This is a genomic window from Bacillus sp. ISL-78 (assembly GCF_018613455.1).
Lineage (GTDB): Bacteria > Bacillota > Bacilli > Bacillales > DSM-1321 > Peribacillus > Peribacillus frigoritolerans.
In genome coordinates this window covers 1-9,041 of the sequence record NZ_JAGGQC010000059.1, presented here as the reverse complement: position 1 = coordinate 9,041, position 9,041 = coordinate 1, and the positions used below count along the sequence as shown (strand labels likewise).

General features: G+C 39.0%; 6 protein-coding genes and 2 pseudogenes. All 8 read right to left on the bottom strand.

What is annotated here, in order from left to right; translation table 11 throughout:
• Positions 1-635: response regulator (locus tag J7I96_RS27780; RefSeq protein ID WP_215048221.1), on the bottom strand; the 635-nt coding region annotated here is incomplete at its 3' end.
• Positions 613-2,442, bottom strand: coding sequence for a sensor histidine kinase (locus J7I96_RS27775; protein WP_214772688.1), 1,830 nt, complete (start codon positions 2,440-2,442; stop codon positions 613-615). The genes J7I96_RS27775 and J7I96_RS27780, both read right to left, overlap by 23 nt.
• Before the next feature lie 266 nt (positions 2,443-2,708).
• Positions 2,709-3,084, bottom strand: a pseudogene (locus J7I96_RS27770) (iron chelate uptake ABC transporter family permease subunit); the annotation flags it as partial.
• A 608-nt stretch (positions 3,085-3,692) separates the two neighbouring features.
• On the bottom strand, positions 3,693-4,529 hold the full coding sequence (locus J7I96_RS27765) for an alpha/beta fold hydrolase (protein ID WP_214772687.1): 837 nt from the start codon (positions 4,527-4,529) through the stop codon (positions 3,693-3,695).
• Positions 4,530-4,833: 304 nt separating this feature from the next.
• A pseudogene (locus tag J7I96_RS28310) lies at positions 4,834-4,940 on the bottom strand (hypothetical protein); the annotation flags it as partial.
• A gap of 209 nt (positions 4,941-5,149) precedes the next feature.
• The gene (locus J7I96_RS27760; protein ID WP_214772686.1) at positions 5,150-5,830 is read right to left on the bottom strand and encodes a C40 family peptidase; all 681 of its coding nucleotides are present in this window, start codon (positions 5,828-5,830) and stop codon (positions 5,150-5,152) included.
• Positions 5,831-6,627: 797 nt separating this feature from the next.
• Entirely contained in the window at positions 6,628-7,671 is a 1,044-nt protein-coding gene (locus tag J7I96_RS27755; RefSeq protein ID WP_214923070.1) for an aldose epimerase family protein, read from the bottom strand.
• A gap of 249 nt (positions 7,672-7,920) precedes the next feature.
• On the bottom strand, positions 7,921-9,041 hold a 1,121-nt coding region (locus J7I96_RS27750; protein ID WP_215048219.1), incomplete at its 5' end, for a sugar porter family MFS transporter.

The following is a 9,041-nucleotide window of genomic DNA, read 5'->3' as shown; positions in this document are numbered from 1 at the left end:
ACAAGGCAGAGGTTAAGATCCGTTTTCAGGGAAAACGCATATCCTAATTTGCGGTCCGTAAGGTCATCTGAAAGCTTTTGGATATAGAAATCCGGATTGTGCATCTGGTAAAAGGAGAGCAGCGTCAGCATATAGCCCTCCGATTCAGGAAGAAACTCGGCAAGGCTGATTGAATCTGAACGGTCCCCCAGACATATCGCAGTGGCTAACTGGTTTCTCCGCAGTTTTTTCACATCTTCCAGCACTTCAGCATGTTCAAAGTCAACCTTCCAGGCTTGTACCGATTTTTCCAGTGTATGATTGAACGCCTCATACTCAATCGGCTTCAGCAGGTAATCAAAGCTGCTGTGCTGAATGGCTTTGCGCATATAGGAATAATCGTTATAACCAGTAATGAAAATAACTTTCCCAGGATAGGAAATGGAATCCAGCCACTCAATCAGTTCGATTCCGCCCATACCGGGCATTTTCACGTCTGTAAAGATAATCTCCGGGCGTTCTTTTTCAATCAGTGATTTTGCCTCATGGCCATTTTTGGCTTCCAATAGCTTGGTGATGCCGTGAGTTTCCCACTGGCCTAAATGGCGTATGACGTCCCGCACATTGAATTCATCATCGACAATCAGTGCTTTCACCGTGTGCATCTCCTTTCCTGAAATAAGTCTTTATTATTCCCAAGGGGCTCTTTATCGGGATTCTCATGCTAACGGAAAACCCCAGTCCGTCATTCGAATCTACTTTCATTTCTGCACTTGGTCCATACCCTAGAAGCAGCCTGTCACGAATATTCTTCAGGCCTATATGTTCATGCGAATAAGTCCCTTCGTAAGGGGGTGAATAGATATGTTCCCGAAGAGTCTGAAGCTCTTCTTCCGTCAGACCCGGACCATCATTCTCGACAGTGAAGAACAGATCGTTTCCTTGTTTTTCCCCGTTAATCGACAAATGAGCGTTGCTATAACCTTCCTCATACGTGTGTTTAAAAAAATTCTCTGCCAGGGGCTGGAGAATCATACTTGGAATAGTCATGTCCATAATAGACTCATCGATATTGACCGAGTAACTTACATTTTCACCAAAACGCTCTGTTTGAAGGGAGAGGTACGCTTTTGTATACTCAGCTTCATCCCGAACCCGTACCCATTGATCTGCCTGCATTGAGTAGCGCATCATTTTGGACAGTGAAGTCAGCAATTGATAGACCTTTGGTGCATTCGACCTGAGGGCGACAGCGCCGATGGATTGTAAAGCGTTAAACAAAAAATGAGGATTAACCTGTGATTTTAACGCCCTGAACTGGTTCTTCCTGTTTTCAATTTCAAGTTTATATTCACGGTCAATGTGGGAATTGATCCGGTTCATCATATCCTTCATGTGTGACTCCAAATGGCCAATTTCATCGCTTTTGGTATCATCAAAAGGGACATTCATATTTCCGCCTTCAATGGAGCGGACTTTGCTGCTCAGCCTCGTAATGGGACGGGTAATCCTATTTGAGATAATGCCTATCATCAGCAAACCCAATATTCCTACGCCGATGCCGACAAGGATATTGGTATAGGCGGTTTTCCTGACATCTTCATATAAAGCCTGGCTCGACATGACCTTAATCAATTTCCAGCCGTTCAGTGACCCTGATAACTCTTTTGATAAGAGAATATCGTCATCATGCCGGCTCCCATTCCCGTCAAGACGTTGCTTTTCATCGGCAGGAAGAGGTTTTCCAATCAGGGCACGATCATTTGCATACATGACGCGATCTTTTGAATCAATAAGCAAAACTGAAGATGCGTCTCCCTGGACAAGGTTATTGCAAATGCGGGCGTACTCGCCCAAATCAATGTCGATTGTAATCATCCCAAGAAACTTTTTAGAAAGAACATCTATAATTTTGTGGTGAAAAGTCATCACCATCGTTTTGTCCGATTTTGGAACAATGGCTGCATTATTGTAATTCTCAAGTGGGTGGGGCGGCTCAATCAAATATTGTGAGTCAGATGTATACAGCTGTTTGATCGGGCCCTGCTTCAGAAAATTCGGCTGATACCTGTGTGTGCTGATCATTGCATTATAGACAGTGAATGACTCATTGTTTTTAGCAATATAGAAACGGATTTGCCTGAATTCGTTTCTCATTAGATAAAAGGTTTCGAGACTCTTTTCCATGGTCATAGGGCTGAAATAAATGGAGTCCTCGAAGCCGTTTTTAAAAATCCGAAACAGATCAGGGTTGCGGTACAGAATATATGGAAAATCAATCATGTCGTCAAAATACTGCTCCAGTTCATCCGCATTCTTCTGAAGCTGCTCCCGGCTGTTTTCAAGTTCATACTGCTCCACACTGCTTTTTGTGTAAGTGTAGATGAAAAAAACGGACAGGAAATAGGGCAGAACGATGAAAATCAGCAGCATGATCAATAAACGGCTTTGTATGCTTTTCACAGGAGGCACCCCCTTTCGCAGAAGGCTCTTTTTTTAGTCTGACCTTATCTTCTCACTTTAGCATCCTAAAACTATATCAAATCAAAAAACCAAGTCAATCATGCTTAAGTAGGATTCGTGTAAGTGCATGTATCGTTATCTTTCGCAGTTCGGGCTTATATTATGTTCCAATCTGCGCTGCGCCAAGTGATTTGAAGATGATAAGGCAAACAAAAAAAGCTGAAGACATCTTCAGCTTTTACAAAAATCGTGCTTTTTCTCCTACTCTCCAACAACAAATACATAAACAAAGGATCCCCTATTATAGCGATCATAATCCCCGCAGGTATTCCTTTGGGTTCAAGTATGTTTCTCTTCCGATGGTATTCTGCCAGAAGGAGCAGCCAGGCGCGGATCAGAATCACTACCGGCAGGAAGAGCTGATTTCGAGGTCCGACCAGAGCTCTTGCAAAGTGCGGAACCCTGAGCCCGACGAAGGCGATGCCTCCTGTGACAGAGACAGCTGCTGCTGCAAGCGAAACCGATGTCAGCAACAGGATCGCCCTTTTTTTCAACTGATACACCTAAGCCTATTGGCACAGGTTCACTCAAACCAAAAAGATTCAGCCCAGTCACTTTGTACAGTGTAAAGGGGATGAGAATTGGTTATAGTTACGAGAATAAATTAATTAACTCACTATATTAGGGCAAAATTCATCTTCCATTTACATTAACTTTAGAAGACATTCGTCAAAATATGATGAATTATGAAAAGGATATGTCTGGACTATATTATTATGGGGAACGGCTGTTGGGTTTTATACGATGCAAGGACGGAAATGGGAAATAAATATAGAAGTAAGCCTTTGTCACTTTGGGCAAAGGCTCCTTTTTTTACGAGTTTCTTCTATTAACTAGGAAGGTATTAGACTGCCTTTTTTCTTTAGAAATACGTTTATAACAATTAAGGTCAAGTACATCTCGGGGTGCCCTAGATTCTGCTAATAGTTATAATACCGTATATATCACAGCTAACTTATTTATTAGCAGAACCCCAAAAATGCAATTGCAGGTAACATAAAGGGTATTGAAAAGTGTAGAATTAACCAATAAACCCCTTATATCAGTGTAATAATGATTGCTACGAGTCATTTACTAAAAGTATCTTCTAGCAAACACTCTACTTCTGCCTCATATTAAGAGTTTTCCTACAAACTTATTAAAAGAAAGACTGCCTCCTTCCCATTTGAAATAGGATCGTCATTACTTTATTAATCTTTTAAAAATGTTAGTAACGCTTCATTAAATTCTTTTGGATGAGTTGCGTTTAATCCATGCGGACCACCCTTTATTAAAGCGAGCTTACTACCAGGAATGGAATCATATGTACGTTTTCCACTTAACTCAAAAGGTACAGTTGCATCAGAGTCACCGTGAATAATAAGAGTAGGTATATTGAACTTTTCCAAGTCCTTTCTAAAATCTGTCTTACTAAAGGCCGTTATACAATCGAGCGTTCCCTTAGGTGAGGCACTAGCTGCAATTTCCCGATTATATAAACGGAATGGCTCACTAACTAAATCTGTTTGATTACCCGCCGCGAAAAACCCCTTCGTAAATTTGTCAAGAAATGCAAGGCGGTCATTTATCACGCCACTTTTGAATTCTTCAATTGTTGCATCATCTAATGCTCCTTCAGGATGATCCTCTGATTTGTATAAATAAGGAGGAACTGCTCCAGCAAAAACAGCCTTTTCAATACGATCTGTTCCGTACGTACTAATGTATCGAGCTACCTCACCTCCACCCATAGAAAAACCAACAAGTGTGACATTTTGAAGATCTAAATGTTCTAACAGTTTATGTAAATCAGAAGTAAATGTCTCATATTCATATCCTTCCCACGGCTGAGATGATTTTCCAAATCCACGACGATCATATGTTATGACTCTGTAACCTGCTTCAATAAGAGCTGGCACCTGATATTCCCAAGAGCGTCCACTTAAAGGCCAACCATGTATTAAGACAACGGGTTTCCCTGAACCATGATCCTCATAATAAAGTTCAATTGGAGCATGATTTTCATTTCCTACAGTAAATTTTGCCATATAAATTTCCTCCCATGAATTAAACCTATATTCTTGCTTCTCTTAATAAAACTCTTTACTCCAAAATATTTAACATATTTTTTGCAAAATGTTTATAGGATTATTATATTCCCTACTATTGAAATTGTAAAATTATTCAAAAAATATCAAATCAATTAATTTTATTAGATTACAATTTATTTGTTTAAACCAAGGTGTGTAAATTATTAAATAATATTGAAAAAACTAAACTTAAAAAATCGAATTAGAGATTTCTAAGCAACTCCAATTAGGGTATCTCCAATTAAGTTGGAATTAGGAATCACAGCTTGAACGCTACGATAATAAGGCCAACTTTAACTAAGCCCTGCGAGGCTACCCTTGTACCTCCTGGGTAAACTTTTCACGGTTTTTATAAACTTCCTCGACTGTCTTTTGTGAGAATTAAAGAATTTTTATGTGGTATATGGAAGTCCATTATACCCAAGTGTTTCTGGGAGCAAAAAAAGCTAAAATTGTGTCTTAAAAAAATTTTATGTTTTAATACCGAGTCTACCATCCGTAGGACTTCTTAGTATCGTAACCTATTGGTAGAACTAGAAAAGCCAGTCTCTTCAAAAAAGAACTGGCAACCTTCTCTATTACATTCTTTTTGATCCTAAATATCTTTTCTTCCAATAACTATTATCCATGGAGGAAATGCTTACACCGTTTGATGAGGAGCTGTGTATGAATTGATTGCCACCTATATAAATACCTGCATGTGAGGCACCAGGTTTATATGTTTCATAAAAGACCACATCTCCAGCTTGTGGTTTGGACACCTTTGTCCCCTTTTTATAAATTTCCGATACCGTTCTTGGTAATGTGACATTTGCGCCTTTATCAAAAGCATATTTTAGGAATCCGCTGCAATCAAAACCTTTTGGTGTAGTTCCACCCCATACATACCGTACATTCAAATGTTTCTTTGCTTCCTTCACTATCGCAGAAGATTTATTGCTTGTTTTATTTACATTAGCGTTGGAGGTCTTCTTTTTTACCCCCAAAGCTTTATATGTATTCGGACCTACAATACCATCAGCTTTTAAACCTTTACTTTTTTGGAACTTTACGACTGCACTTTTAGTAACGGTTCCGAAATATTTAGTTGTATTATTACTCTTAAAATATTGTTTTTTCTTTAGAACTTCTTGTAATTGTTTTACTTCTATATGAGTCATTCCACTTTTCAATGTACGATCGCCCAATGCAGCATTACCAACCAACGGATTTGATAGTAACAATCCAGAAACAACAAAAGATGCTATAATTTTTTTCATTTTCTCCCCCGATTAAATCACTTTTTTATAATTTTATCATCTTTAAGTGACACATATATTTACCTAATTTTACATTATTATTACAAATGAATACATAAAGTGAGTATAAAATACAAAATAACCAAAATATTGCTTATACTCCCGAAAGGTGTAATTAAGAGTAAATTCCTCGCTTTTTATAGTAGTAACCATCCGGTTTGGATAGCCTCCTCTACATTTTCATTAATACTATGATATATTCTCCGCTCCTTAAATTTTAATTTTTCACTAGTTACAAATCTTTGAGCTTATTAAAGTAAATAAACATCCTCTTAACCTTAAAATGGATGTCTAACAAAGGCATACCGCTCACGACTATAACTGCCTGAATAATTTTCGTGATGTCATTCCATTCTTGTAGAATTTCTGCCTTGTTTCGTACAAAACAATCGAGTGAATGATTTGTCGGGAACAATCGTTAATTTTTTTTGAGGCATAGGAAAAACACCTCATTTGATACAAGGATCGTATCAGGAGGTGCTACGAATAGAAATATGTGCTGTTTAAATGGGGGCTCACCTTTAACCTTAGTTTTACGGCCCACTTTCTAACTGTTTACGCTTAAAGTTATAAGTTGTCCCCTATCATCCAAAACTCATTTCGAGTGAGTGGCTAACTCTTATTCGGCGGGAATGTCACGAGCTATGCTCGATCGCTCTACAGTCACCTGATGTTAATTCTAACAAGCAGCCGAATCGATGTAAAATTATCGAAACCAAATCCACCTATTCGACGTTTTAACACACGTACTGGAAACTTCAGCTGAGGGGGGTCCTGACCTCAATTTTGTATTTTGTTTGGGAAGTATAATCTTGGCCTGCTAAAAGAAGAATATCCCCAAAATCTTCAAACTCAATCGCTCCTGGAGCAACTTGGGTTTCAAACGTTATTCCGCCGTGTTGAATTAATTTTTCTCCGTGCATAAGTGGCACACCTTTCACAAAGTTTGCCGTGTAAATGACAACCGCAGGTTCTTCTGTGTATACCTCGACTGTTATTTTCTGGTCAGGACTAATTAATTTGGCTGCAGTTTGATGAAATCCTGGGCGCGTAAGGAAGAATGGATGATCGATCCCTTGAACCTTTTTAACTTCTGCGTCCATGGCTTCAAAGGTTGATTTTAATTTCTTCGGGGTTCGAAAATCATAAGGCGTGCCAATTGTGCTTCGCTTTTCCCCAGTTACCGTGGTATCGTCATTTACTGGTGCAAATTCTTCAGAAAAGATTTGTAAGAAGTGATCATCGATTGGATTGCTGGGATGCCCCGTTAAGTTAAAATAGACGTGATTGGTCGGATTAAAAATTGTGTCTTTATCACTAGTTGCTTGATAGCTGACTGACCAAATATTTAAGTTGTTTAATGTGTAAGTCACACTTACTTTCAATTTCCCCGGAAAACCATTCTCGCCATCGGGTGAGTCGGTTGAAAAGATGATCGATGCACTTTCATCCGTCTCCTTCACTTCATAACCCCAGACTTTTTCATCGAATCCAGGGCTGCCACCATGTAAGGTATTCCCTAATTGATTTACAGATGTTTGGTAACGTGAATCACCAATTGAAAATTGGCCATTTTTTATTCTTCCAGCGACTCTTCCTATTGTTGCTCCAAAATATGTTTCTTTTTTGTAATCCTCAATCGAGTCAAATCCCAATACAATATTATTACGACCCGATTCCGTCAGGACGAACAGATTGACGATTCTTGCACCAAAGTTTGTAACTTCCATTCTTACTCCATGATCATTTTCTATGGTAAACAGCAAGACATCATTTCCAAACGAGCTTTGTGCTACTTTCATTTTATCGGCTCCTTCCCTATTAAATTCCTTCATATAAATAAAAGCTAAAAAAATTGCATAAAAAGTTCAGCTAACATTTTTAATAATTGTAAAGCCCGAAGTAGCAACCTCGGGCCTAAGAAAAGGAATCATATGAGTAAATCAACATATTCCTTGATGAAGTATTTACCTTATTGCCCCCTGATTTAAAATCTCTCCTATTCTGGTATAGCTTCATTGAATTCCGCTCCAACCCTTAATAGGTCTAATTTAAGCACTTTTCCCCTTATCTCGTCTGCTTTCTCCAATCTTTTCAATTTCCTCCAAAGTATGACCTCGAGTTTCAGGAACACATGTCCGGATAAATAAAACACCAAGTAAACAAATAGCACCGAAGATTGCAAAAACAGCTTCTTGAGACATCGAAGCGGTCATGATTGGAAATAGCAACCCAACCAAGAAAGAACCAATCCAGTTAAATGATGAAGCCACTCCTGACGCCCGCCCGCGAATTACCAGCGGAAAAATTTCCCCAACTATGACCCAGGTTAATGGAGCCCAAGTGAATGAATAAAGAGCTACATAGATACTTAAGAAAACAACCATCATCATCGGGTTTGCATTAGGAATTAATACATTCAATATGGCCGGCAAAATAAAGGATAGCCCCATAATCGTTCCGCCGATTGTTAATAAAGTACGGCGATTAAATTTATCAGCAATCATTAGGAATATTAATGAACCTAGTACGAGAATAACCCCTTGAATAATTGGCCACATCAATACTGAGCTGGCTCCATGCCCTGTTGCTTTTTCCACAATCATAGGAATGTAATAAAAAATTGCGTTTGCTCCCTGGAACTGTTGAAACGCAGCAACACCCACACCAGCCATTACTAAATAACGGTATTTATTACTTAAAAGGGTACCCCATGATGCTTTTTGATTTACCTTTGCTTCCTCTTTAACAGTTTCTTGTATTTGTGTTATTTCAGAATCAATTTTTTCTTTGCTATTGCGAATATAGCCCAACACCTTACGAGCTTCATCCATTTTCTTGTTCTTAATTAAAAAACGTGGTGATTCGGGTAACCTGGACACTCCAATAAATAAGATCAATGCAGGTACGGCAGCCAAACTAAGCATCAGCCGCCATGCCATTGTTCCTGGTAAGTCTTTCAATAAATAAGCGACAATGTACGAAAGCAACATTCCAGAGACGATCATTGTTTGATTAATTCCTGACAGACGTCCACGTAAACGTGCAGGCGCCATTTCCGACATATAGGCTGGGACCAACGCAGAAGCAGCTCCAACAGCCAACCCTAATAAAATCCGGGCAACTATCATAAAAAGGATCCCATTATGAGGGGATATTCCTGCCAAAATGG

Coding starts and splice junctions, on each gene's coding strand:
- J7I96_RS27765 (WP_214772687.1), bottom strand. CDS start 4,529: ATGGCAAAATTTACTGTAGGAAATGAAAATCATGCTCCAATTGAACTT.
- J7I96_RS27760 (WP_214772686.1), bottom strand. CDS start 5,830: ATGAAAAAAATTATAGCATCTTTTGTTGTTTCTGGATTGTTACTATCA.
- J7I96_RS27755 (WP_214923070.1), bottom strand. CDS start 7,671: ATGAAAGTAGCACAAAGCTCGTTTGGAAATGATGTCTTGCTGTTTACC.